This is a genomic window from Frankia sp. Hr75.2 (assembly GCF_949319125.1).
Classification (GTDB): Bacteria; Actinomycetota; Actinomycetes; order Frankiales; family Frankiaceae; genus Parafrankia; species Parafrankia soli.
The window spans coordinates 1-23924 of record NZ_CASGGV010000313.1 but is presented as its reverse complement, the minus strand read 5'-3'; the positions used below and the strand labels follow the sequence as shown (position 1 = coordinate 23924).

The window sequence follows — 23924 nt, the reverse complement described above, 5'->3', positions numbered from 1 at the left end:
TCCGGGTCGGTGGACCGGTACGGCAGGCGAGGAGACGGACGGGTCGTGGCAGAGTGGCCGGGCGACAGCCGGGGCGCGCGGGCGTGCTCCCGTCCCGAGGCGGAGCCCGAGACCGGCGGCATCGCCGAACCCCGCGGTATGACCGAAGCCGGGGAGCCGGCCGCGTATCCGGTGGTGGAGCCGGCCGCGTACCCGGCGGTGGAGCCGCCCGCGGAGCCGGCGGTGGCGGAGCCGATCACCGGCCGGGTGGGGCTGCTCGCCGGGCTCGTGTGCGCACTCGCGATGCTGCTGGTCGGCCCGCTGCTGGGCCTGCTCTGGTCGGTCAGCGCACCCCGGCTCGACGTCCAGGCGGTGCTCTCCGGCGCGATGTCGGTGTTCGGGGTGCAGAGTACGATCGACGCCTACTTCGCCATGATCTGTGCGGTCGCGGGGCTCGTGGGCGGGCTGGTCGCCTACCTGCGCGCGGCGGACGCGGGCTGGCCGGTGCCGATCGGCCTCGCCGCCGGCGGGATCGGCGGCTCGCTGCTCGCCGGCTGGGTCGGGCACCTGCGCCGCTCGGGCCAGGTGCTGGACGCGCTGCCGCCCAACGCCACCCCGCTGCTGCGCGACCTGGTCGACTTCCAGGTGCGGGCCACCGGGCTCTACCTCGTCCTGCCTGGTGTCGCGCTGCTCGTGCTGTCGGTGGCGCTGTGGGCGGGCGGCACCGCGCCCGGATGGCCCCGGCGGCGGCGCTGACCGTGCGCCTTCAGTGACCGTGCGCCTTCAGCGAGCGTGCGTGGTCAGTTGGAGCTCGGCTTGATGCGACTCAGCTCGTTCGAGCCCACGGTGGTGATCCGTTCCAGCAGGCCCAGCTCGCGGCGCAGCAGCGCCCGCTCGGCCCGGAGCCTGGTCGCGGCGTCGGGCGCGGCCAGCAGCCCCTGCCGCTCGGTGATGTCGGTAACCACGGCGGCAGCCACCAGGTAGGACAGCGCGGTCGGGTCCGTCGGCAGGTCGGGCAGCTTGATCTCGACGGTGCCGCTCGCGGCGAGCCGCTCGGTGTACTCGCGCAGCAGCCGGGCCACCACCGCGGTGTTGGTGGTCGCGTCGGCCTCGTCACCGACCGGGTCCGTCATGAAGTCGACGTCCCCGACGAGGTAGGGGCGGTCGCCCTCGTCGACGGAGCGCACGCGGAAGCGCGGGCCGCCGACGGTCACGATGGAGAAGCGCCCGTCCGGGTGCGCCTCGACGCGGCGCAGCAGCGCCGCGCAGCCGACCTCGTGGATCATGGGGACGGCCGGGCCGACCTCCCGGCCTCGGCGGATGGCGACGACCCCGAACTGGCGGGTCTCGGTGTCGGGGATCTCGAGCAGCTCGCGGATCAGTACGCGGTAGCGTTCCTCGAAGATCTCCAGCGGCATCAGCAGACCTGGAAGTAGGACGGTGCCGAGTGGAAACAGTGGCAGGCGCTCACCCATCCGTCTCCCTCACCCCCTTCGCCGGAGCGTCACCGACCCGTTGCGCGGGCCCGTATGCTCCCAGCCTGTCCTGTACCGGCCGCCGCGTCCATCCGCGTTGGTGGTGGCGGCTGTCGTGACGGGGGTGGTGGCGATCACGGCGGGGGAGCGGTTGCGCGGGCGCGAGCCCGCAGGACGGAGGACGCGGGTGCCTGATCAGAACCGCGACGGTACGTGGGGGACCGAGCGCGAGCTGCTCCTCGTGCTGGGGCCCGATCCCGAGGCGGCCCGGGCCGTGCTCGACCTGGTCGCCGGCTGGGGTCAGGTGACGTCCCGGCTGCCACCGCGGCTCGCGCTCGTCGTGCTGCCCGCGGACCGGATCGGTGCGACCGGTGAGCTCGCCGGGGTCGTCGCCGTGCTCGAGGCGGACGTCCCGCCGGCGCTGCGCGAGACGCTCGCCCCCGAGGAGGGGCTGTTCGTCGACGGCTGGCTCGCCCGCGGCCGGAGCAAGCCGACCCGCCCGGGGGAGGGCCGGCGGTGGGACGATCCCGCCGCCCCGGGCGAGCCGCCCCGCTGACCGGAGTCGGACGGCCCGCCCCGCCGGTGGGTCAGAAGACGCGGCGCGGCGCCGACCACACGGCCGCGGCGCCCGAGCGGTACAGCAGGTACAGCCGGTTCGCGACCCGGGCCAGCACCTCGAGGTTCCCGTCGTAGTTGCTCTGGATCATCGAGACGGCGTCCACATGCCCGAGTTCCGCCGCGAACGGGCGGGGGCCGCTCCACACCGGGTCGGCGCGGTTGTTGTCGCGGAAGAAGTGGATCAGCCCGGTTCCGGCGGACGGCACCACGACCTCGAAGTTGCGCGCCCCCGGGAACACGCTCTGAATCAGCGCGGGGTTGCCGGACACCCCCTCGGCGAAGATCCCGCCGGTGCGCCAGACGGCTGCCTGGTCGCGCGTCAGGTGCACCAGTCGGGTGCCGACCAGGGCGACGGCCTCCAGCATCCCGGCCCCGCCGCCCAGCGTCCCGTGGATCAGGCTGACCGCGTCGACCCGTCCCAGGTTGGCCGCGAACAGCTTCGGCGCGCTCCACGGGTAGCCGTAGACGTCGTGGTTGCGCCACATGTGCATGATGCCGACATCGGCGGCCGGGGCCAGCAGCTCGAAGTTGCCCTTGCCGCCCAGCCGGCTCTGCACCAGCGACGGGACGCCGCCGACGCCCTGGGCGAGCTGGACGGGCGCGCGCCACTGGAACGCCCCGGTGCTGTCCCGCCACAGGAAGAACAGCCGCGAGCCCACGCGGACGGCCACCTCCAGCGGGCCCGGGTTCGCCAGGGTGCTCTGCACCATCGTCACCGCGTCGACGCGGCCGAGGGCCTGCGCGGTCTGCCATGGGTCCCGCCACGGTGCGCCGGCGGCGTCGTTGTCCCGCCAGACGTGGGTGAGGCCGGCGTAGGCCGACGGCGCGACGACGTCGAAGTTGCCCCGCACGCCCAGGCCCTTCGCCTGGAGGAGCACCGGGTTGCCGCTCACGCCGTGGCCCCAGCCGAGGTGCGCGGGCGTGTACCGGCACAGGGCGAACGTGTTGGCGCGCATCAGGCAGTCGACCGGCGCCGGCGCGCAGGAGTCGCAGTTGCCGTTGGGTACCCCGTACCGACCCCAGCTCCCGCCGCAGTCGCAGCCGGCGCCGCCGTACTCGTCCGGCGCCCCGAAGATGTGGCCGGTCTCGTGCGCGAACACGCGGTCGATGTTGTCCGGGCCCCAGCCGTCGGCGTCGGCGGCGAGCACCATCCGCGGGCCGCCGATCGACGCGTAGGCGAAGTGTCCGAGCGGGTACTTCGTGACGAACGCGCAGTAGGCCCACCGGGTGCGCAGCCGGGCGCGCAGCGCCTCGACGTAGTCGTAGACACCGTCGAAGTTCGCCGCGTAGCCGAGCCGGCTCATCGTGGGGTCGCGCCAGAGGGCCTCGAGGTCGTTCACGGACGGGTTGGCGGGGGTGGGTAGCCGGACGATCTGGATGTCGTAGCTGAACGTCAGCTCGGCCGCCGGGTTCTGCGTCGCGTACCAGGACAGGCCGTTCTGCACCTCGGCCACGATCTTCGTGCGTTCCGCGGCGGAGAGCTGCAGGGCCGGCGTCGGCCCCTCGACGAGGATGAGCCCGACCGCGACGGAGCCCTCCAGGTAACTGCTGAGCGCTCCGGCGGACGGCGCTCCGGCCGTGCCCGTCCCGGCCGCGCCCGAGGGCGACCCGGTCGCCTCCGGTCCCGAGGCGTCCGATCCGAGCCCGTTGAGCAGCGAGCGCACGGTGGGTGCGAGCGGGGTGGCGCCTGGGCCCGCCGAGCCGCGCGGCGGGGCGATGTCGGTGCACGGCCGGTTCATGTCCCAGGGCGCGGCGTCGCGCGGCCGCGAGCGCTTGCGCCGGCGGTAGTCGTCCCCCGCGCGCAGGCGGAACGCCTCGACCCCGAGCGCCTCGGTTCGGTCCAGCCCGCCGGGCAGGCTCAGCGTCGACACGACGGTCCCGTCCACCGGGATGGTGCCGGCGGAGACCCCGCGAGCGGTGGCCACGGCCGCGGTCGCCAGCGGCCGGCCCACCACCCGGACGCGGCCGTAGCGGTGGATGGCGCGCTCGCGGTGGCGGGGGTCCTCGGTCACGTCCTGGGCACCGGGGTCACCCGGGCCGCTCGGGCCGGAGATCTCGGACGGGCCGGCGTCACCGGTTCCGCCGGAGCCACCGACGTCGCCGGCGGAACCATCCGGGAGCTCACCCTCGGCGCCACCGGCGGCGTTTCGCGACAGACCGATCAGGCCGCGCCGCGCGTCGGCCTCGGGGCCGGGGTCATCCAGCGTGATGAGGATCCGCTCGTCGGCCGGCACGTCCCCCGCCATAGCTAATCGGGTGTCCTTTCGTAGAGAATGCTCTGCGGAGTTGTATCGCGTTGCGTCGACGTTGTTGTCGGATTCCTGGTGATGGCAGTGACTACCCGCGGCGCGAGCACGCGCGCTCGCGCCGTTGTCAGCTCTGTGTGCCGCCGAAGGCAACCGGATGTGTGCCGCCGGGGGCCGTCGGGTGTCCCGCCGAGGGCGACCGCGTGCCGCCGAGGGCGACCGCGTGCCGCCGAGGGCGTCTGGACGCGGGGCGCTACTGGGGGAGTCGCTGCCCGGGGTTGAACGCCGGCGGCGCCGGCGCCGCCGGGGGGCCCTGCTGCCAGGATGTGCCGACGGCGAGCCGCTCCGGCGCCGCCATGGCGTCGGCGACCTTGCCCATCAGCGCCTCCACCAGCCGTACGGCCTGCGGGGTCGCCAGGTTCAGGACGATCTCCGAATCCCCGGCGATCTGGAACCGTACCGACACGTCAGCCATTACTCGAGCTCCTTCTCCACGGCGTGGTAACCCCGTGCGGACGTCCTACGCCAGGGGTGACGTTACGGGTCATGCCGGGATGAAGTGACGGCACCCGGTCCGGAACCAGCGCGATGGCCACCGGTCGACCCGGCCGGCTGACCGTCTGCTGACCATCCGAGTAGGGTCGCGGGGATGACCTCCGTTGGTGCGACGGTCCGTGACTGCGTCTCCGTTCTCGAAGCATGCTTCCCGCCGGCCTGGGCGGAGTCGTGGGACGCGGTGGGCCTCTCGGTCGGTGACCTGGACGCCCCCGTGACCGACGTCCTGTTCGCGGTCGATCCGACGCCCGCCGTCGCCGCCGAGGCGGCGAGTGGCTCCCAGCTGCTGGTCACGCACCATCCCCTGTTCCTGCGCGGCGCGCACACGGTCGCCGAGACGACCGCCGGCGGGCGCGTGGTGGCGACCCTGGTCCGGGCCGGTGTCGCGCTGTTCACCGCGCACACCAACGCCGACGTGGCCGACCCGGGCGTCAGCGACGCGCTCGCCGCCGCGCTCGGCCTGCGCGAGGTCCACCCGCTGGCAACGGGATCGACCGGCGCGGGGGCCCGCGCCGACGCGCGGGCCCGCGGGCGGACCGACGCCGGCACCGAGTGCCGCGGCCTGGGCCGGGTCGGCGTCCTGCCGGCCCCCGAACCGCTCGGCGCCTTCTGCGAGCGGGTGGCGCGGGCCCTGCCGGCGACCGCCGGCGGCGTGCGGGCGACCGGTCCGGCGGACCGGCGGGTCCACCGGGTGGCCGTGTGCGGGGGAGCGGGCGGCGAGCTCGTCGGCGCCGCCGCGGCGGCCGGGGCGGACGTCCTGGTGACCGCGGACGGCCGGCACCATCACACCCTCGACGCGGTCGGCGCCCACCCGCTCGACGTCGTCGACGTGGCGCACTGGGCCAGCGAGTGGCCCTGGCTCGCCGGCGCCGCCGACCGGCTGCGCGCCGGCCTCGCGGCCCGGGGACGTACGGTGAGTACCTCGGTGTCCACACTCGTCACCGATCCCTGGCAGCTGCATGTGAGCGCCGCGCCCACGTGGCGCGAGCCCGCCACCGGCCTGCCAGTCCCATCCCATGCGCCCGGCGCACGCCGGGAAGAAAGGCTCTAGGCGAGGAGTCCATGAAGGCCGATCCCGCAACCCAGCTTCGCCTCCTCGACCTCCAGGCGCTGGACACCGCGCTCGACCGGCTCGCCGTGCGCCGCCGCGGCCTGCCTGAGCTCGCCACCATCGCCGAGCGTTCCGAGGCCCTCGACCGGCTCGACTCGGACATCGTCCGGGTACGGACGGAAATCGCCGACATCGGCCGTGCCCAGCAGAAGCTCGAGAACGAGATCGAGCTCGTCCGCGGTCGCGCCGACCGCGACCGCGCCCGGCTCGAGTCCGGTCAGGTCGCCAACCCGCGCGAGCTGGAGAACCTGCAGGCCGAGCTCGCCTCGCTGGCCCGCCGGCAGGGCGTCCTCGAGGACGAGGCCCTCGAGCGCATGGAGGCCGTCGACGCGCTGGAGAGCCGGCTGGCCGGCCTGGTCGCCGAGCAGGAGCGGGTCGCCGCCGAGCGCCGGGCCGCCGAGGAGCGACGTGACGAGCAGTTCGGCGAGATCGACACCGAGGCGGCGAAGCGCCGCGCCGAGCGCGACGCCCTCGCGCCGGCCCTGCCCGAGCCGCTGGTCGTCCTGTACGAGCGGGTTCGCAGCTCCTCCGCCGGGGTGGGCGCCGCCGTGCTGGTCCGCCGCCGTTGCCAGGGATGCCACCTGGAGCTCTCCGGCGGGGACCTGCGCGCCGTGGCCGCCGCCCCGGCCGACGAGGTCGTGCGGTGCGAGGAGTGTCGACGCATCCTGGTCAGGACGGCCGAGTCCGGGCTGTGACCACCCGCTGACGTCACGCGTCCGGCCGCCCGCTGTCCACATCGCCGAGCGGCCGGTAAAGTCTTCTATCCCCCCCGAGGGGTGACTCCCCTCCGAGGGGTGGACGAGCCCCTCGCGGGAGCCGGCCGAGCAGACTCGCGGGAGCCGGACGAGCAGAGGGGAGTGGCGGCATGAGCGCTGGGCGCAGACTGGTCGTCGAGGCCGACGGAGGATCCCGCGGCAATCCCGGGCCCGCCGGGTACGGCGCCCTCGTCCGGGACGCCGGCACCGGCCAGGTGCTGGCCGAGCGGGCCGCCTCGATCGGCACGGCCACCAACAACGTCGCCGAGTACGAGGGCCTGCTCGCCGGCCTGCGGGCCGCCGCGGAGCTCGACCCGGGCGCCGACATCGAGGTCCGGATGGACTCCAAGCTCGTCGTCGAGCAGATGAGCGGCCGTTGGAAGATCAAGCACCCGTCGATGCGCCCGCTGGCGGCCCAGGCCGCCGAGATCGCCGCTGGGCTCGGGCGGGTCCGGTTCGTCTGGGTGCCCCGGGCCCGCAACGGCGACGCCGACCGGCTGGCGAACGAGGCGATGGACGCCGCCGCCGCCGGCCGGTCCTGGGAACCCTCCGTCCCGCAGTCGCCGGACCCGCTGCCGCACCAGGCGCCCACCACGCACCGGCTCTCCGGCTGGATGGCCCCGCCCGCTCCGCCGATCACCATGGTCCTGCTCCGCCACGGCCAGACGCCGCTGTCGGTGGAGAAGCGGTTCAGCGGAACCGTGGAGGCCTCACTCACCGACCTCGGGCTGGAGCAGGCCGCCGCCGCCGCGGACCGGCTGCGCGGCGAGCCGTTCGACGCCGTGATCAGCTCGCCGCTCAAGCGCGCCCGCCAGACCGCGGACGCGCTGGGCCGCGACTACCTGATCGACGAGGACCTGCGGGAGACCGACTTCGGCGCGTGGGAGGGGATGACGTTCGCCGAGGTCCGCGAGCGCTTCCCGGACGAGCTGAACGCCTGGCTCGCTGATCCCTCGGTGCCGCCGCCGGGCGGGGAGAGCCTGCTGAGCACGGTCGCCCGTGTCGCGGCGGCCCGCGACCGGATCATGGCCCGGTATCCCGCCGGGCGCGTCCTCGTGGTCTCGCACGTGACCCCGATCAAGGGGCTCACCCAGCTCGCGCTCGCCGCCGAGCCGACCGTGCTCTACCGGCTGCACCTGGACCTGGTGTCGATCACCACCATCGACTGGTACTCCGACGGACCCGCGGTGCTGCGGGGCTTCAACGACACCCACCACGTCGCCCATCTGGTCATTCCCGGCGAGTAGGGCCGCCGGGCGGTTCCGGTTCGTAGGCGCGTCGGGTCATCTTGGCGAGTCGACCCGCCAGGGTGGTCCCGGTACGCAGCCCGGCTGGCCGCGGCGCGGGTGCTCAGTGCTCGGTGCCGCCGGGTGCGCCACCCGGGGCACCGCTGGGAGCGACCCCGGTGCCGAGCCCGGGCTGCGCCCCCGCCCCGCCGGCGCGGACCGGGGTGCACGGCGCGACCTGGCCTTCGACGACGGCCGAGGAGATCGTGCCCGGGCGGCTCGGGTCCGCCTCGTCGTAGCTGCCGACGATCACCAGTGACTGGCCGGGCTTGAGCGCACCCCGGGTGACCTCGAACGCGGTCGACTCCTCCGGCCCGGCGTCGACGGTCAGGACGGCGGGCTCTTCTCCGGCTTCGGTCGGAGCCCCCGCCTGGGTCTGCCCGCTCGGGTCCTGTCCGTTCCGGTCCTGCCCGTTCCGGTCCCGCGCGCCGGATCCGTTCGGGTCGCCGCCGACCGCTCCCCGCTCGGCGGCGCCGGTCCCGGCCGGATCGGCGCCCTCGGCCACCGTGCCGGGCGCGGAATCCGGGGGTTGGCCGCCGTTCGAGACGCCACCCTCCGCCGGCGGCGTGACGTCACTGCCCGCCGGGGGTGCACCGCCGCCACGCAGCTGCTGGCAGGTCTGGCCGATCGGGACGAAGTCGACGACCGCGTTGATCCCGGCCGCCCGCAGGTCGGCCTCCAGCTGCTTGGCCTGGCGGAACTCGTTGATCTGGACCTTCACCGTCCCGTCCGGCTCCTCGCTCAGCGCGTAGGCGGGGGATGCCGATCCCGGCAGCACCAGCGCGGCGGTCAGCGACACGGCGGCCGCGGCCGCCCCGACCACACCGAGACGCAGCACCCGGCGCCGGCGTCGCGGCGGCGTTCCCGGGCCGTCGACCCGCTCCAGGAGGTCCCGGCGCGCCGGACGCGCGCCGTCCGCTCCCATTACCGCGTTCGATTCAGCGTGCGTGGGCGCGTTCGCGGTCCCGGCCGCAGCGGCGAACAGCCGCGCGCGGACCCGGGCCCGGCCCTCCGCCGAAAGCGGCGGCACGTCTGCGCCGAGCCGCGTCAGCAGGTCGAGGTCGTCGGTCATGATGGCTCACTCTCCAGAAAAGGACGGAAGCCGGAGCGGGTCGGGGCCGACCTGGCGGCCGGCGGATCGGCGGCCAGCGCGGCGCGCAGCCGGTTTCGGGCCCGGTGGATGCGCGACCGGACGGTGCCGACGGGCACGGCGAGGGCGGTCGCGATCTCCTCGTACCGCAGGTCTCCCCAGGCCAGGAGCAGCAGCGCGTCCCGCTCGCCGTCGGGGAGCTCGGCGAGCGCGCGGACCAGGGACTGGACGGTGGCGTTCGCGTCGACGCGGTCCGCGACCCGGTCCGCCGCCGCGGGCTCTGGCCGGTCGGGCAGCGCCCGCTCCAACACCCGCCAGCGCCGGGCCTCGGCCCGCCGGTGGCCCTGCAAGATCCTGGTCGCGATGCCCAGCAGCCAGGGCAGCGCGCCGTCCGGCCCGCGCGCCGGGTCGAACCGGGAACGCTGCTCGAAGGCGGCGACGAAGGTGTCGGAGACCAGGTCCTCGGCGAGGTCCGGCCCGGCCCGCCGGGCCAGGTACCGGTGCACCCGGTCACCGTGGCGCTCGAAGAGGTCGGCGAAGACCTCGGGCTCACGCACGGACCGCACGAGCAGGTCGGCGTCGGTCGGGATCACCGTCATGCCTCACCAGCTCGGTCGTCGCTGATGCCGGAATTCGCCGCCGGGTTTCCGGGTGGGTGTCTGTTCACATTACGTATTGGTCCGCCGCGCCGATCCGGTTCCCGCGAACGTCCACGACCGGGACCGAACGGCCTGCCGGGACCGAACGTTCCGGGCCGGGACCAGCAGAGACGGAGCGGTCGGACACGTGTGCGTACGGCCGCGAGGCCGATCTGTGTCCTTGCGTGGTACCTGAGGGTGACGGAATGCCTCCGGGCTCGCAGGATTCGGGACATGCGCCAAGCACGGGGGCCTTGGACCGTCACACCTCGGACAGCACCACCTCGGATGACACCGTCCCGGATCACGCCACTTCGGACACATCAGACGCCCGCCACCGTGCCACTCGGTGGATCCAGCGGAGCCGGTGGAGGAAACAGCGGAGGACGCAATCGATGGACGCCACCTCGCGGCGTCGACTCATCGCGGTCGGCGTCCTGTTCCCGCTGGACCTCCTCGTCCCGCGAGGCGGCGGCATGAGCCCGTCCAGCGATGTGCTCGACCACCTCGACGACAGGGTCGCCCAGCTCACCGCGGGTTACGAGCGGGCCCCGATCGGGGCGACCGCCGTCCACCTGCGCCGTCACCTCCCCGTCGTCCGCTCGCTGCTGCAGCGTGACGTCGTTCCGCAGGCGACGCGGCTGCGGCTGCACCGGGCCGCCGGCCGGCTCGTCGCCCTCTGGGCAGCCACCCGGCACGACCTCGGCGACCTGCCCGGTGCCGTCCTCGCCTTCGAGGAGGCATTCGTGCACGCGGCCGAGGCCCGCGACGAGGAGCTGATGTGCTGGGTGCGGCTGTGGCAGTCGTCGCTGGCGCGCAAGGCCGGCCGGCCGGCGGACGCGGTCGCGCTCGCGGCGTCGGGAGCTGCCCTGGTCGGCCGCGGGAGCCCGGCCGCGGCCCGCGCCGCCGCCATCGAGGCTCGAGCGCACGGCACTCTCGGTGACCGGTGGGCGGTGCACGAGGCGGTCGGCCGGGCCTGGAGCATCGCGGGAACACTGAGCGCCGAACAGCTCGGCCGCCCCGGGTTCTCGATCGACACGCTGCACGTGCTGACGCTGTCGGAGCTGTCGGCGGCCGCGTACGTCGAGCTCGGTATGCCGGGCGCGGCGAGCGTCTACACCGACGCGGCGATCCACCACCTGGACGCCGTAGGCGCCACCGGGCTCCGCTCGATGACCCGGATCGCCGCGGCCACCGCAGCGGCCAAGCGGCGGGACCTCGACCACGCCGTCGAGCTGGTCGACGAGGCGCTGTACATCTCCCGCCACCGCCCGAGCATCGTCATCGGCGGGCGCGCCGAGCGGTTCGTCGGCGAGGCCCGCGGCTACCTCGGATGGCACTCCCTCCTCGACGACCTCGACGAACGTCTCCGGACCTGGCGGCCGCCCCGCCTTACTACCTGACCCTGCGTTCTGTACTCACAGCCTTCCTTTGCGTGTTCCGGCTATGCCTCCTTGCCGGTTGAATTGGATCGATAATTTAGACGGAGTACAATTTATGAGGAATGGACGGCATGGCTCGCCGCGCCGTAGAACGTCATCCCCAGTTTGTCTTCCGTGGAGGAAAGTGTGGGTTTAGGTCGCGTCAGGACGCTGTCGGGGCTCACGGCTGTGGTCGTTGCCACCGGGTTGACGAGCTGCTCCCCGGGTTCGAGCGCCGGGAGCCCACGAGCCGCCTGCACCAGCCCCGGGGTGACGTCCGACCAGGTGAAGCTCGGTCTGGTGTACTCCGAGTCGGGCATGGGAAGCACCGCGATCGCCTCGGCCCGGTCCGGAGTGGACGCCAGAATCGGCCTGGTCAATGCTGAGGGCGGGATACACGGCCGCAAGGTTGTCTACGAGTGGCGTGACGATACGAACACGCTCGCCCAGAGCGCCACCGTCACCGAGGAACTTCTCCGGGACGAAGGGGTCTTCGGTCTCGTGACGGTCACCACCGCTCTCGGTAGCTCATTGGAAAGCCTCGCGGCGCAAAAGGTTCCCGTCGTCGGCTTCGGTCTGCAGTCCTGGGCCGAATACCCGAACCTGTTCTCCGACATGTACGAGGCTTCCCCTGAGACCGTCGGCCGCTACGTCCGGGCCAACGGCGGCAGCAGGGTCGGCATCCTGACCACGGGAACTCCGGCGTCCACGGTGGATGCCGTCACGTGGTACAGGACCGCGTTCCAGTCGATCGGGCTGACCTCGACCGATGCCATCTCCTACGCCCGCGGCAGCGACAGCCCTGCCAGGGTGGTTCGGGAGCTGGCCACTACCGGCGCCGACGCGCTGATCGGTTTCACGACCCCTGAGGACATGGCCGACGTCGTGCAGGCCGCCCGCGCGGCGAACCTGCGACTCGCCACCACCGTCTCGTTCACCGGCTACGACAGCGCGGTGCTACCCGTGCTGGGACAGGAGCTCGCGGGTGTCTCCTTCCCGGTGTACTCCCGTCCTTTCGAGGTCGGCGGCGCCGCCATCGACCGCTACCGCGCGGCGATGACCCGCTACGCACCCGAAACCGTCGAGCCCGACCAGCAGTTCGCCCTGCATGCGTACGTCTACAGCGACATGTTCCTGCGTGGGCTCGACCTGGCCGGCGACTGCCCCACCCGTGAGGGCTTCATCGGCGCGCTGCGGAAGGTCACCGGCTACGACGCGGGCGGCCTGATCGAACCCGTCAACCTGACCACCAACAGCACGCAGCCGCTCAACTGCCATGCCTTCGTCCAGATCAATCCCACCGGGACCGCGTTCCAGGTCACCCGCCCCCGCCTCTGCGCCGACGGCACCGCCGGCTGACCGCCTGGGGTCCGCGTCGGCCGGCCTGAGGACAGGGGCGTCACGATCGCTGGCGCCAGGGGTGGCGTTGGCCCGAACCGCAGGCCGCGGGAGCCAGCCCGACGTCTGCCACCGGCCACGCCGGCGCCGCGGGAGCAGATCCGCTCCTGCGCCGTGGGTCGGGTGACGACCCGCCAGACGATCGGCGCCAGGACCGCGCGCAGTGCGACCGGGTCGCAAGCTGTGATGGGGCGGACGAGTTGGCCTGTACGCCGGGGACTGGCCGGGTAGAGATCGACATGTGCTCTGACCTGCTGTACAGGCCCTACGCCTGACCCGTGGACCGTCTCTGGACCGTGACAGCTCCGAGCGCTGCGCCAAGGACCGTGTCTACGGCCGTCCGGGTGGTGTCCTCGGAGTCAGGCCAGAGATGACCGTATGTATCCAGCGTCTCCATCGCGCTCTTGTGGCCAAGGCGGGCCTGGACCACCTTCACGTTCTCGCCGGCGAAGATGAGCAGGCTCGCGTAGTAGTGCCGGAGCTCGTGGAAGTCGACCTTCCCGGAGAGCCGGTCGGCGACCGCGTCCACCTCGTCGGCCGCGTCCTTCTGGCCGTGGCCGCGCAGGGCCGCGGCGCGTTCCCGTAGCTCGGCCTCCGCCCGGCGGACCGCTGGCTTCCACACGGAGTCGATGAACCGGTTCCGGCGGATCAGGGCGCCGTCATCGCCCGGGTAAAGCAGGCGGACCCGTACCCGCCGCGGTGTCGCTCCGGCCGCCCGCTCGGTGTACTCGTCGACCTCGACGAGCTCCGGCGGGAACAGGCGGACGTGTTCGGACAGGGCCGTGATGACCACCTGTGGATACGGGATCGTCCGCTCGGATGCCTCCGTCTTGAGTGGACGTAGGAAGGGCTTGCCCCTGTTCGGCGTCTGGGCCTGGCGGTCGACCCGGCCGCGCCGGTGCAGGAACTCCACCCGGTCCAGCGTCGAACCGAGGATCTCGCCCTCCCGCTTGCCGGTGCCGGCCGCCTCGACGAACGCGGCCCGCCAGCGTGCCGGCGCGGCCTCGACGATCGCTTCGACAGCCATCGTCGGGAGCGGCACCACGCGCGTCTTGGTGACCGGCGGGAGGTTGATGTCCAGGCACGGCGTCTTGGCGATGATCCCGTCCGTCACGGCCGCCCGGAAGATCGTCGCCAGATAGCCGTACACCCGGTGCATGGTGCGGGGGGCCAGGACGGCGGACCGCTCGGTCGCCCACGACTGCACCGAGGACCGCCTGATCTTCCCGATCTGTCGGTCTCCGAAGTGCGGGATGATGTGGTTCTTCAGATCGGACGCGACCGTCTCGGCCGTGCTCGGTGCGTGCTGCACCTGGTCTCGGCGCCACGCCTCGGCCCGGACACGGAACAGCTCCTTGCCCTTGTCTGGGTCCACGTACGTGCCGCGGAGCATGTCCGCCTCGGCCGTGGTCAGGAACCGCTCGGCGTCGACCTTCCGGGCAAACGTCGGGTAGTGCGTCTTCCCTGCCTCGTCGGCATAGGTGAGCTGCCAGCGATCACCCTTGCCGTGCCGTGCCGTCTTGACCCGATTGCCGTCCGCGTCCTTGGTGAACCAGCGGTCTCGGATGTGCGCCACTACGACCGTCGGTCCTTGAGTTCCGCCCGTAGCCGGGCGATCTGCTGGTTCGCCTCTCCAAGCATCGCCATCAGTTCCCGATACTCGGCCGGAGGCTCGGCGCCGTGCGGTTGGCTCTCGCGGCGGAACCGCATCAGGTCGTCGAAGGACTCCCGCATCCGTTCCTCGTCGATCACGGGTAGCTCCCACGCCCGACGACCGGCGACGAGGGGCTGAAGCCCGATCGCCCATCGCCAGGCCTCGCCGGCGGCCGCGGACATTGCTGCGGTCAGTGGCACCTCGACGCCGCTGTCTGGTTCGGCTGGCAGGAGAAGTGCGTTCGGTGCGACGTCTAGCGCTAGGGCAAGCGCGACGAGGTCATCGACGTCGACCCGCCGTTCGCCGTTCTCGATCTTCGATAGTCCGGTCGGGAGGATCGGCCGCCCCAGCGTGCCGAGGCGCTCGGAGAGCTGGGCGAGCGTCAACCGTCGGTCCTCCCGTAGGGCCGCCACCCGATGGCGGACGTGTTCTCCGATCGGGCCGGATGTCACAGCTCTAGTTCCCATGATGGGGAAGTCTGCACCCAACTTGACAACTCCCGCAAGGCGGGGGTAGGCATGTCCCCATATCGGAAAGTCATCTTTCCAAGTTGGGGAGCAGATGTGACGCTCAAGAGTGCCCGGATCGCCGAGAACTCCCGGCGCATGGGGCCGCTCATGACGGTCGACGAGGTCGCGGAGTACCTGCGCACGACTCCGACGGCGCTCTACACCATGCGGCACCGCGGCGAAGGGCCGCCGGCGGTGAAGGTCGGTCGCAAGCTGCTGTACGCCCGGTCCGACCTCGACGCCTACCTGGGCCGGCTGTACATGGAGCAGGCGGGGGCCGCCTGATGTCCCAGAACGCGCAACCGCCCGGGGGTGGCATCCCCCGGGCGGTCAGAGAGTCACTAGCAGGCGGCCGGACGTCTCACAGCGAGAGTAACCCGCGCCCGACCCGCGCCGACATCGAACTCGCCCGGCTCCGCGCCCGTCTGCGCTACATCGCCCACGCCGCCGGCCGGCCGTTGCGCTCCCGGCTCGACGAGGCCGAGCATTCCGCCGCGCGCCGTGCTGGCGAGGTCGCGCGGATGAAGGTCGTGGGCGAGTGAGCGGCTACGGGTCTAGCACCGTAAAGCGGCAGCGTCGGAACTCGGCGCAGCTCGACGCGCTCGACGCCGCCATCGTCCAGGTGGTCACCGAGGACGCGCCGCTGACGCTCCGGGGCGTCTATTACCGGGTCCTGTCGCTCGGCGCCGTCGAGAAGTCGGAGAACGACTACCGGGCGATCGGGCGGGAGCTGCTCAAGCTGCGCCGAACCGGAGTGATCCCCTACACGTCCATCACGGACGGGACGCGGTGGATCATGAAGCCGACGTCTTGGGACTCGCTCGGCGAGATGCTCGACGACGCCGCCGCCTCCTACCGTCGCGCGCTGTGGCACGACCAGCCGGCGCACGTCGAGGTTTACGCGGAGAAGGACGCCATCGCCGGCATCCTGCACGACGTCACCGCCAGGTGGGATGTCCCGCTCGGTGTGCTGCGCGGGTACGCATCCGAGTCGTTCACCTGGAACGTCGCCGAGGCCATCAAGGCGCAGGGTAAGGCGGCGTACGTCTACCACTTCGGTGATCACGATCCGTCCGGGGTGAATCAGTTCGAGGTGTTCGCCGAACGGGTCCGCGGGTTCGCCCCCGACGCCGACATCACTTTCGTCCGGGCTGCGGTGACGCCGGAACAGATCGAACAGTGGGCGCTCCCGACTCGCCCGACGAAGCAGTCGGACACCCGGGCGAGGAACTTCACCGGCGAGTCCGTAGAGATCGACGCCGTCCGGTCGCCGGTGCTGCGCGACCTCGTCGAGCGGTCCATCACCCAGCACATCGACCCGTACCGGCTGGCCGCGATCCGGGAGGTTGAGGCATCCGAGCGGGATCTACTCGTACAGATGCGGCCGTGGGCGGTGGGCGCGTGAACGGCCCGTCGCCGCTGGAGCGGTTCGCCGAGGCATACACGTCCGCGACCGGGTGGGGCATCGATTCGGCCCGGGTTCAGCAGGATGTCCGGTGCCCGGCGCACGAGGATGGTTCACCGTCGCTGTCGGTCGGTGCCGGCCGCGACGGCCGGGTGCTGCTGACCTGTCAGGCCGGGTGCGACCGGGCCGCAGTCCTCGACGTCGTGGGCCTGGTCGACGCCGACCTGTTCCCGCCGCGCGACGAGCAGACCCGGCCGCAGATCGTCGCGTCGTACCCGTACACCGACGAGCACGGGACCGTGCTGTTCACGGTGCACCGCAAGGAGCCGGGCAGGGACGGAAGCAAGAAGGACTTCGTCCAGCAGGCCGCGGACGGATCGTGGAAGACCAGGGGCATCCGCAAGCCGCTGTACCGCCTGCCCGACGTCGTCGAGGCGGTCAAGAACGGCACAACGATCTGGGTCGTCGAGGGCGAGAAGGACGCCGACCGGCTTGCAGGTCACGGCCTGGTCGCCACCACCTGCCCGCAGGGCGCCGGGAAGTGGAAGCCGGAGCACACGGCCACCCTCGACGGCGCCGCGGACGTCCGGATCGTGGCCGATGACGACGAGCCGGGCCGCAAGCACGCGGCCCACGTTGAGGCCGCGCTCCGTGGGGTTGTGCGGTCGGTGCGGGTGCTGCTGCCAGCCGCGGGCAAGAAGGACGTCTCCGATCACCTGAACGCCGGTCACGGGCTGGACGATCTGCGCCCGCTCGTCGACGAGGGCCAGGCGCCCGCCGCCGCGCCGTCGCCGGCCGCCGGTGAGAGCGGGAAGGGTGAGCGGGGGCCGTCGCAGGCCTCCCAGCTCGTTTCGCTCGCCCGTGAGCGGTACGAGCTGTTCATGTCCGAGGACGGCCGGCCGTACGGGGTGAAGAAGGACGGGCCGAACATCGCGCTCCCGCTGCGCGGCCGGGCCGGTCTGCGCTCCCAGCTCGCCCGGATCTACACCGACACCGCCGGCGGGGCGGTGCCCTCTGCGTCCGCGCTGGCGGACGCGATGACCGTGTTGGAGGGCATCGCACAGTCGGTCGACCCGCGGGTGCCCCATCTGCGGGTCGCTCGCGACGATGACGGCCGGATCGTGGTCGATCTGGGCGCGTCCGACGGCCGGTGCGTCATCGTCGGCCCGGACGGCTGGGAGCGGGCCGGCCGGTCGCCGGTGCTGTTCCGCCGGTCGGGTGCGATGAAGCCGCTGCCAGACCCGGTGCGCGATGGTGACGGCCTGGCGAAGCTGCGCGGCCTGCTGAACACCACCGAGGACGGGTTCCGCCTGCTCGTCGCATGGCTGATCGCCGCGTTCATCCCGGGCATCCCGCACCCGATCCTGACCTTCCGGGGTGAGCAGGGCACCGGGAAGTCGTACTCGGCGAAGATGGTCATCGGGATCATCGACCCGTCCGGCGCGCCGAAACGGACCGCGCCGCGCGACATCAAGTCGTGGGCCACACAGGCGTTCAACTCGTGGGCGCTGTGCCTCGACAACGTGTCGATCATCGCGGACTGGTTGTCGGACGCGCTGTGCCGGGCGGTCACCGGTGACGGGATTGTGGACCGGGCGCTCTACACCGATGACGACGTGGTGGTGCTGGAGTTCCGCCGGGTCCTGGCCATGACCACCATCGACGCGGGCGCGCTGAACGGCGATCTCGCCGAGCGGCTGCTGACCATCGAGTTGCGCCTGATCCCCGACAGTGCGCGCCGCGAGGAAGCCGACCTCGATGCCGCCTACGCGGACGCGCATCCGGCGATCCTGGCGTCCCTGTTCGACCTGCTCGCCGATGTGCTGAAGGTGCTGCCGGACGTCGTGCTGACCGAGCGGCCGCGGATGGCGGACTTCGCCCGCGTCCTGGCCGCCGTCGACCGGGTGACCGGCTGGTCGACGCTGGAGTCATACAAGGACACGGCGCGCGACGCGGTCGCCGATGTCCTCGACGGCGAGCCGTTCGCGAAGGCCGTCGTCGAGCTGGTCGACCGGTCCGGACCCGATGGCCTGCTGCTGACGGCGTCGGAGTTGCTGGAGAAGGTGGCGACCCCCGACCGGCTGCCGAAGAAGTGGCCGAAGGACGCGACCCGCGCCGGTGGGCAGCTCAAGCGGCTTGCGCCCGCGCTGCGCACGATCGGTATCGACGTCGATGACTCCCAGCGCGGGCCGAAGCCGAAGAAGCAGCGCCTGTACCGGCTGACGGCATCCACAGAGAGAAGGTGCGAAACAGCGTCCCCAGCGTCCCCCAACGGCGAAAACAGGCCGCTGACCTGGGAAAACAGGGGGGACGCTAGCGAATCCCTCACAGCGTCCCCCCTCGATCCGTGGGGGGACGCTGAGGACGACGAGGGGGACGCTGACCCGTTCACAGCGTCCCCCCACGACACCGGCTCTGACCTGCACGAATACGGCAGGGGGGACGCTGGGACCGCTGGGGACGCTGAAATGCACCCACTCTCTGAACAGGCCACCACCGGCGTCGTGCTGCACATCGCCGGCCGTACGCCGGTCGACATCCCGCCGGGCGCCGCCGGGCCGTGCGTCACCTGCCACCAGACCACCCACCGCTACGGGCCGGGTGGGAACCCCCGGTGCCCTCGATGCCGGGAGGCGTCATGACCACGACCACCGGCGAGCCGGTGCTGTGTCGCCGATGCCGCCGCCCGCTCACACACCCGCTCTCCGTCGCCGCGCGGGTCGGGTTGGGCTGCGCACGCCACCTGTCCGATTCCGACGTCGCCACGCTCGCCGGCCGGCTTGTCGGGGTGCAGCTCGCGCTGGACATCGACGTGCCGTCGCTCGTCGAGCAGGGCCACCTGGAGGCAGCGTGACCACCACCCCCACCTCGACGGCCGCCGTGGTCCAGCGCCGCGCCGCCGCCACGATCCGCCGCCACGTGCCCGACCTCGACGGCCGGCTCGAGGTCCTGGCCGCGCTCGGCCTGCCGCGGGAGCTGGCGGAGGAGCCGCCGGCGCCGGGGGTGGCCGACGGGTACCGGGCACTGGCCGGCGCGGTGCTGGCCAGCGAGGGCCAGGCCCACGAGATGGAGGACTGATGTACGTCGAGTTCACGGATGAGCGGACCGGTACGACCGTGACCACGGTCGGCCGGGCGACGACGGTCACCGCGACAGCCGAACGGCGGCAGGGCGGCTACGTCCGCGTCCAGCCGATGCTGGCCGACGGGCACGCGCGGGTCGCCGTGACCGTGCAGGGCGGCCGGCCGGTGTGGTTCACCACCGCCGACGCGCGCAACCTGGCCGCGGACCTCGAGGCCGCGGTCCAGGTCGCCGAGTCCGAGGCCGGTGTGGGGTGACCATCACCGCGATGCCGGAAGTGCCCGTGATCGGTCTGCCTCGGTGGTACCGGCGCACGGTCGGTGAGGTCCTGTGGCGGTACCAGAGCAGGAACGTGTGGACGTGCGAGCACGCGCCCGCGTACCTGCTCGGCCTGCCCGTGGCCGCGGCGAGCTGGGAGCCCGGACTCGTCGTCTGCGCCCGCTGCCTGCCTGACCTCGACGTCGAGGGCCAGGCCGCCGTGCCGCGGGTGTGCGACGTCTGCCGCAGGCCGGACGCTGCGGCGTACGGGAGCAGGCACGGCCGCCTGCTGCTGTTCGCCCTGCTCTGCCCCCGGTGCCGCGGACGGCTGCACGTGGCGAAGACGGAGTCGCCGGCCGGCGCGCGCACACGACGGCGAGCAGAGCAGCGACGGCGACAGCGCATCCGCCGCCGCGTGGCCGAGAGGGGGGCGGGGTGAGCAAGCCGAGGAAGGGGCGGGGGTCCAGCAAGGGCGGGGGGTCGAAGAGGGGTGGGGGTGTGACACCCCCCGCCACCACCACGGCCGGGCCGGAGCACCACCACCATCTGCGTCGGGATGTGCGTCTGGCGGAGTACCGCCTCGGTGTCGAGCACGCGGTACAGGCGTTGATCGATGACCTGCCCGGCGTCGCGTACGACGACGAGGGTCGGTCGGTGGAGTGCTGTGCCTGCGTCCTGCGAGCCCACGCGTTCGACTTGCTCGCGGTGCTCTGGGAGGAAGCCGTGGGCGCCGCGCCGCACGGCGAGCCGGGAGCGACGGCGTGATCGGGACGACGACGAGTGCGAGCCGGTCGGGCCGGACGAGCGGGAGCTACCCACGGTCAGTGACGACATCACAGCACGCGATCGGTCGGTCACATGATCCCGAACGCCCATATAGGTCCCAACATCAACACCACAAGATCGTGAGGGCTCAGACGGTCGCTGCCGTCGGCACCCTCGCGGCAGCCGCGCCGCGCGCCGATCGGACGCGAGCGTCGAGCTCGGAGCCGCCGGGGCGGGAGGGCGATCGCGGATCTGACCCGGCCCACTGACTCCCGCCCATCTTCATTTTGTGCGGGGGCCTCCGAGGGGGGGCACGGTCGATGACTACAGAGCGTCGCCAGTGAAGGAGGTCCCCGAGTGGCCATCCCTGCCGCACCGAAGGGCGCCGGACCTGCCGGCCGCCGGCTGTGGCGGTCGATCGTCTCGGAGTTCGACCTGGCCGAGCACGAGCTGTCCCTGTTGCGCCGGGCGGTGCACGTCGCGGACACCTGCGCCGCGTTGCAGGCCATCGTGGACGCCGAGGGCCTGATCGTCCGAGCGGTGTCCGGTGACCTGCGGACGCATCCGGCCGCGGTCGAGCTCCGGCAGCAGTCGGTCCTGCTCGCGCGGCTGATCGTCGCGCTCCGGGTGCCGCTCGGCGCCGAGGATGATGCCGCCGGCGGGCCGGACGGGCGCACGCAACTGCGTGCGGTCCGTGGCGTGTATCAGCCGCGCGGGATCGGCGGTGCCGCGTGAGGCGCCGCCGGCCGGTCGACGAGACGGGCCTCCCTGCCTGGGTCACGACGTTCGCCGAGGCCGAGTGGGCGCGGCCGGCGGATGCCGACTGGCCGGCGGAAACGCACGCCTGGCACCGCACGCGCCGATGGCTGGACGCCCGGAGCCGGTGGTGCCGGGAAAGCGGTGTGGACCTGCTCGTCCTGGTCCCGCCCGGCCTGCTCGACGACATGTTCCGGGAGCCGGCATGAGGCGCCGTGCTCCGCTCGGACCGGCCGCGCCGGAACGGCTGTGCCGCTTCATGCCCGACGAGTGGCCGGGAGACCTGGCCGAGGCGTTCGCCGGGTGGAAGACCGCCCGCCGGGCCTACTCGGCGCGGCTGCCCGCCTACACCGACAACCCGCTCGGATCGTCGCTGGACCGCATCCGGGCCGAGCTCCACGCCCGCCGCCGATGGCGGGTGCCCGTGCACCACGACCGGTGAACCACCACACCCGAAAAGGAGCTCCCCATGCCCGCCATCTTCACCAGGTCGTACGCCCTGGACGACATCCACATCAGCCGCTCGGCCGCGGACGGCCGCACCGTCGAGGCGTACGCCTCGGTGTTCGACGCGCCGACTGAGATCAGCGACCACCAGGGCGAGTACGTCGAGGTGATCGACCGGACCGCGTTCGACCGGGCCACCCGCTCCGGGCACCTGCCCCCGGTGATGTTCAACCACGGCCGGACCATCCACGGCGAGTCCTCCGACCGGTTCTCGATGCCGATCGGCACGACGATCGAGATGCGCGCGGACGGCCGCGGCCTGCTCACCCGGGCGCGCTATGCCCGGACCGAGCTGGCCGACGAGGTACTCGAGCTCATCCGCGACGGGGCGATCAGCGCCCAGTCGTTCTCCGGCCGGATCGTCCGGTCGGACCCGCCGCCCCCGTCGGGCGGGTACCGCCGTTCCGCCGGGAAGCTGCCGACCGTCCGCCGGCTGGAGATCGACCTACGCGAGTACGGGCCCGCCGTGTTCGCCGCCTACAAAGGAGCCGCCATCATGAACGTCCGCTCGACGAGCACCGGGACCGACCTGTCTCGCAAGGCGCGCGACGCCCGGAACCGCATCCGGGCCCGGGAGATCATCGGCACGCCGGCGCAGCGCAGCCGGGAGGCGACCCGCATCCGGGCCAAGATCGCCCTGTTCAAGATCGACCACCCGGATCTCTACCGTGAGGACCCGGTCATCACCCGGGCCCGTGCCCGCCGGGACGCCCGGCACCGCGCCGCCTGACCGCCGATCCCGGCAACCCGCCCCCACTGCCCGCCCGGCAACCCGGGCGGGCAGTGGCGTTCCTGGGCCCCATAGCCGAGCCGCTGAGATCGACGGAGACGGCCGAATCCGGGTGGGCTGGTAGGTGAGGGTGGGCCAGCAACGCCAGCGGCCCGCACCCCCCGAAGGTTGCGGGCCGCCGTACCGGTCGATCAGGCGCCCGCCGGCGGGACGGGCTCGAACGTCAGCTCGGTGCCCAACTCGTGGCCGTAGATCGTCGCCGCGTACGTGAGCACGTACCCCGCCGGCACCTGCTCGGCGACCGCGGCGAGCAGCTGCTCGCGGGTGGTGCCGGCGGGGAACTCGAGGTCGACCTCGTCGGTCACATCCGGACCCGGGGGACCTGAGCCGGGAGCACCCGGAACGCGGTGATGCCGTCTTGCCGCGCCCACTGTCGCGCCGCCGTCTCGCTGGCGAACGGGCCCACGATCCTGACCGGCTCGCCCTGCTCGTCGAGCAGCAACAGACCGACGAGCACCGCCGGCCGGTCCATCACCGCGGCCGCCGCGCGATGCCGGGCGGCGTCGAGGTGGAGGTGGGCGCTCACCGCTGCGGCCTGGTGAACGTCAGCAGCAGCCGCCCGCCCTCGACAGCCGCGCCGGTGAGGATGGACGCGATCGGGGTGTGGATCGCGAGCCGGTCGACGAGCCGGCCGGCGCTCACCCCGATGTCGGCCATCACGTCGACGGTGCCGTCGACGTGGCTCTCCCGGATGCGGAACCCGGGCTCGTCGATGCGGGGTGCGTGCGGGACGGCCGCAGCAGGGGCCTGGGCGTCTGCGTCGGGGCAAGATGAACTCATCGGGCGGGCTCCATCCGTCCGGGCCCCGGCGGTGTCGACTACCGACCGGGGCCGTTCCATTTCCGCGCACCCGGTACGGCGCGCGATCACTCCGGCAACGTAGCGCGTTGCTATCCCTACGGGTAGTCCCTGGGGTCTACGGCAAGGGGTGGCCCAGACAGTCGGCCCCATGGCCAGCACCGAAGGGCGGGATGACGGGTACGCCCATCCGTCCGAGCTGGTGACCTTCGGCCAGATCCGCGCGACGCTCGGCGTGAGCAAGGCCCGCGGCTACCAGATCACCCGTGATCGCGACTTCCCGGCGCCGTGGTACACGAGCGATGACGGCACGGTCCGGCTGTGGCGCCGCGCGGATGTCGAGGGCTGGTTGGATGCCAACCGGAAGGGTTGGCGCGACGAGCGCTGACCTCCGCCCGCGCGGGCGGCCGGACGATCAGCCGAAACCTATCAGGCATCTGATGGGTTTGATCTCCGCCCACCCGCGGGCCGGACACCTGCCGCACCTGCTACGCCGGACCCGCTGGACCCGCTACCGCCCTGCTCGGAGCCGCTGTGCGGGCCGCTGCCGCGCTCGGCCACCCGCTACCCCGCAGCGACCCGATAGCGGGTCTGTAGCGGGTCCTGGCCGCAGGGTGCGACGCCGCGACATCCTCGACGCCGCAGCGGGTTCGGGTGCGACGCTGGGTGCGACGCGTCGCGGGTCCGTCGCACCCTCGTCGCAGGGGGGTGCGACGCCGGGTCGTCACCGTCCGTCGACTCGGACTGTGGCAGATCTGCCACAGTCGCACTACCGAAGGTGATTGGCGAGACGCTGAGAGTCGGGGGAGTCCTCCCCACGCGGGGGAGA

31 protein-coding genes are annotated in these 23924 nt (G+C 72.8%); 21 read left to right on the top strand and 10 right to left on the bottom strand.

Going from position 1 to position 23924, the window contains the following annotated elements:
• Positions 1-45: 45 nt before the first annotated feature.
• Positions 46-735 carry a hypothetical protein gene (locus AC559T_RS27650; protein ID WP_200835389.1) on the top strand — a complete coding sequence of 230 codons (690 nt, stop codon included), beginning with the start codon at positions 46-48 and terminating at the stop codon, positions 733-735.
• A gap of 44 nt (positions 736-779) precedes the next feature.
• Here the strand turns inward: AC559T_RS27650 and AC559T_RS27645 are convergent, their stop codons facing one another.
• Positions 780-1454: an LON peptidase substrate-binding domain-containing protein gene (locus AC559T_RS27645; RefSeq protein ID WP_071063780.1), complete on the bottom strand. Its 675-nt coding sequence runs from the start codon at positions 1452-1454 to the stop codon at positions 780-782.
• A gap of 187 nt (positions 1455-1641) precedes the next feature.
• Between AC559T_RS27645 and AC559T_RS27640 the strand changes: the two genes are divergently transcribed.
• Positions 1642-2010: a hypothetical protein gene (locus AC559T_RS27640; RefSeq protein ID WP_020462553.1), complete on the top strand. Its 369-nt coding sequence runs from the start codon at positions 1642-1644 to the stop codon at positions 2008-2010.
• Positions 2011-2041: 31 nt separating this feature from the next.
• Here AC559T_RS27640 and AC559T_RS27635 read toward each other — a convergent pair whose 3' ends face one another.
• Positions 2042-4318, bottom strand: a complete 2277-nt coding sequence (locus AC559T_RS27635; protein ID WP_498870570.1) for a hypothetical protein — start codon at positions 4316-4318, stop codon at positions 2042-2044.
• A 253-nt stretch (positions 4319-4571) separates the two neighbouring features.
• A complete protein-coding gene (locus tag AC559T_RS27630; protein ID WP_020462551.1) occupies positions 4572-4793 on the bottom strand; it encodes a hypothetical protein in 222 nt (73 codons plus the stop codon).
• Positions 4794-4967: 174 nt separating this feature from the next.
• Between AC559T_RS27630 and AC559T_RS27625 the strand changes: the two genes are divergently transcribed.
• The 3 genes from AC559T_RS27625 (at position 4968) to AC559T_RS27615 (ending at position 7986) form a co-directional block, all read left to right on the top strand.
• Positions 4968-5924 (top strand): Nif3-like dinuclear metal center hexameric protein, encoded by a 957-nt coding sequence (locus AC559T_RS27625; RefSeq protein WP_131625952.1) that lies wholly within the window; start codon positions 4968-4970, stop codon positions 5922-5924.
• 11 nt (positions 5925-5935) lie between these two features.
• Positions 5936-6679, top strand: coding sequence for a zinc ribbon domain-containing protein (locus AC559T_RS27620; RefSeq protein WP_112107803.1), 744 nt, complete (start codon positions 5936-5938; stop codon positions 6677-6679).
• A 170-nt stretch (positions 6680-6849) separates the two neighbouring features.
• On the top strand, positions 6850-7986 hold the full coding sequence (locus AC559T_RS27615) for a bifunctional RNase H/acid phosphatase (protein ID WP_112107804.1): 1137 nt from the start codon (positions 6850-6852) through the stop codon (positions 7984-7986).
• A 103-nt stretch (positions 7987-8089) separates the two neighbouring features.
• Here AC559T_RS27615 and AC559T_RS27610 read toward each other — a convergent pair whose 3' ends face one another.
• Positions 8090-9097: a hypothetical protein gene (locus tag AC559T_RS27610; RefSeq protein ID WP_498870569.1), complete on the bottom strand. Its 1008-nt coding sequence runs from the start codon at positions 9095-9097 to the stop codon at positions 8090-8092.
• Positions 9094-9714: an RNA polymerase sigma factor gene (locus AC559T_RS27605; RefSeq protein WP_498870568.1), complete on the bottom strand. Its 621-nt coding sequence runs from the start codon at positions 9712-9714 to the stop codon at positions 9094-9096. The genes AC559T_RS27610 and AC559T_RS27605 overlap by 4 nt, the downstream gene beginning before the upstream one ends.
• A gap of 434 nt (positions 9715-10148) precedes the next feature.
• On the opposite strand from AC559T_RS27605, the gene AC559T_RS27600 reads away from it, so the two are divergent.
• Positions 10149-11156, top strand: a complete 1008-nt coding sequence (locus tag AC559T_RS27600) for an NsdA family TPR-like regulatory protein (RefSeq protein ID WP_235014342.1) — start codon at positions 10149-10151, stop codon at positions 11154-11156.
• A gap of 207 nt (positions 11157-11363) precedes the next feature.
• Positions 11364-12533, top strand: coding sequence for an ABC transporter substrate-binding protein (locus AC559T_RS27595; protein ID WP_498870575.1), 1170 nt, complete (start codon positions 11364-11366; stop codon positions 12531-12533).
• A gap of 304 nt (positions 12534-12837) precedes the next feature.
• On the opposite strand, the gene AC559T_RS27590 is transcribed toward AC559T_RS27595, so the two are convergent.
• Both AC559T_RS27590 and AC559T_RS27585 read right to left on the bottom strand, forming a co-directional pair.
• Entirely contained in the window at positions 12838-14148 is a 1311-nt protein-coding gene (locus AC559T_RS27590; RefSeq protein WP_498870567.1) for a tyrosine-type recombinase/integrase, read from the bottom strand.
• On the bottom strand, positions 14148-14693 hold the full coding sequence (locus AC559T_RS27585) for a helix-turn-helix domain-containing protein (protein WP_498870566.1): 546 nt from the start codon (positions 14691-14693) through the stop codon (positions 14148-14150). Before AC559T_RS27585 ends, AC559T_RS27590 begins: the two co-directional genes overlap by 1 nt.
• A gap of 96 nt (positions 14694-14789) precedes the next feature.
• Between AC559T_RS27585 and AC559T_RS27580 the strand changes: the two genes are divergently transcribed.
• From AC559T_RS27580 to AC559T_RS27520, 13 genes are all read left to right on the top strand, one after another.
• A complete protein-coding gene (locus AC559T_RS27580; RefSeq protein WP_498870565.1) occupies positions 14790-15020 on the top strand; it encodes a helix-turn-helix domain-containing protein in 231 nt (76 codons plus the stop codon).
• A complete protein-coding gene (locus tag AC559T_RS27575; RefSeq protein WP_498870564.1) occupies positions 15020-15277 on the top strand; it encodes a hypothetical protein in 258 nt (85 codons plus the stop codon). The genes AC559T_RS27580 and AC559T_RS27575 overlap by 1 nt, the downstream gene beginning before the upstream one ends.
• Positions 15274-16140: a hypothetical protein gene (locus tag AC559T_RS27570; protein WP_498870563.1), complete on the top strand. Its 867-nt coding sequence runs from the start codon at positions 15274-15276 to the stop codon at positions 16138-16140. Before AC559T_RS27575 ends, AC559T_RS27570 begins: the two co-directional genes overlap by 4 nt.
• Positions 16137-18782, top strand: coding sequence for an AICE element replication initiation protein (locus AC559T_RS27565; RefSeq protein WP_498870562.1), 2646 nt, complete (start codon positions 16137-16139; stop codon positions 18780-18782). Before AC559T_RS27570 ends, AC559T_RS27565 begins: the two co-directional genes overlap by 4 nt.
• On the top strand, positions 18779-18994 hold the full coding sequence (locus AC559T_RS27560; RefSeq protein WP_498870561.1) for a DUF6011 domain-containing protein: 216 nt from the start codon (positions 18779-18781) through the stop codon (positions 18992-18994). Before AC559T_RS27565 ends, AC559T_RS27560 begins: the two co-directional genes overlap by 4 nt.
• Positions 18991-19218 (top strand): hypothetical protein, encoded by a 228-nt coding sequence (locus AC559T_RS27555; protein WP_498870560.1) that lies wholly within the window; start codon positions 18991-18993, stop codon positions 19216-19218. The genes AC559T_RS27560 and AC559T_RS27555 overlap by 4 nt, the downstream gene beginning before the upstream one ends.
• Positions 19218-19478: a hypothetical protein gene (locus tag AC559T_RS27550; protein WP_498870559.1), complete on the top strand. Its 261-nt coding sequence runs from the start codon at positions 19218-19220 to the stop codon at positions 19476-19478. The genes AC559T_RS27555 and AC559T_RS27550 overlap by 1 nt, the downstream gene beginning before the upstream one ends.
• 11 nt (positions 19479-19489) lie before the next feature.
• Positions 19490-19918: a hypothetical protein gene (locus AC559T_RS27545; protein WP_498870558.1), complete on the top strand. Its 429-nt coding sequence runs from the start codon at positions 19490-19492 to the stop codon at positions 19916-19918.
• Positions 19919-19977: 59 nt separating this feature from the next.
• A complete protein-coding gene (locus AC559T_RS27540; RefSeq protein WP_498870557.1) occupies positions 19978-20244 on the top strand; it encodes a hypothetical protein in 267 nt (88 codons plus the stop codon).
• 357 nt (positions 20245-20601) lie between these two features.
• Complete coding sequence (locus AC559T_RS27535; RefSeq protein ID WP_498870556.1) at positions 20602-20979, top strand: hypothetical protein; 378 nt, start codon at positions 20602-20604, stop codon at positions 20977-20979.
• On the top strand, positions 20976-21209 hold the full coding sequence (locus AC559T_RS27530; protein ID WP_498870555.1) for a hypothetical protein: 234 nt from the start codon (positions 20976-20978) through the stop codon (positions 21207-21209). The genes AC559T_RS27535 and AC559T_RS27530 overlap by 4 nt, the downstream gene beginning before the upstream one ends.
• The gene (locus AC559T_RS27525) at positions 21206-21442 is read left to right on the top strand and encodes a hypothetical protein (RefSeq protein ID WP_498870554.1); all 237 of its coding nucleotides are present in this window, start codon (positions 21206-21208) and stop codon (positions 21440-21442) included. Before AC559T_RS27530 ends, AC559T_RS27525 begins: the two co-directional genes overlap by 4 nt.
• Before the next feature lie 27 nt (positions 21443-21469).
• A complete protein-coding gene (locus AC559T_RS27520) occupies positions 21470-22237 on the top strand; it encodes an HK97 family phage prohead protease (RefSeq protein ID WP_498870553.1) in 768 nt (255 codons plus the stop codon).
• A gap of 191 nt (positions 22238-22428) precedes the next feature.
• Here the strand turns inward: AC559T_RS27520 and AC559T_RS27515 are convergent, their stop codons facing one another.
• The 3 genes from AC559T_RS27515 to AC559T_RS27505 are packed head-to-tail and all read right to left on the bottom strand — an operon-like array spanning position 22429 to position 23077.
• Positions 22429-22602: a hypothetical protein gene (locus tag AC559T_RS27515; RefSeq protein WP_498870552.1), complete on the bottom strand. Its 174-nt coding sequence runs from the start codon at positions 22600-22602 to the stop codon at positions 22429-22431.
• Complete coding sequence (locus tag AC559T_RS27510; RefSeq protein ID WP_498870551.1) at positions 22599-22823, bottom strand: hypothetical protein; 225 nt, start codon at positions 22821-22823, stop codon at positions 22599-22601. Before AC559T_RS27510 ends, AC559T_RS27515 begins: the two co-directional genes overlap by 4 nt.
• Positions 22820-23077, bottom strand: coding sequence for a hypothetical protein (locus AC559T_RS27505; protein ID WP_498870550.1), 258 nt, complete (start codon positions 23075-23077; stop codon positions 22820-22822). Before AC559T_RS27505 ends, AC559T_RS27510 begins: the two co-directional genes overlap by 4 nt.
• A 169-nt stretch (positions 23078-23246) precedes the next feature.
• Between AC559T_RS27505 and AC559T_RS27500 the strand changes: the two genes are divergently transcribed.
• Complete coding sequence (locus AC559T_RS27500) at positions 23247-23483, top strand: hypothetical protein (protein WP_498870549.1); 237 nt, start codon at positions 23247-23249, stop codon at positions 23481-23483.
• The last annotated feature ends 441 nt before the right edge of the window (positions 23484-23924 follow it).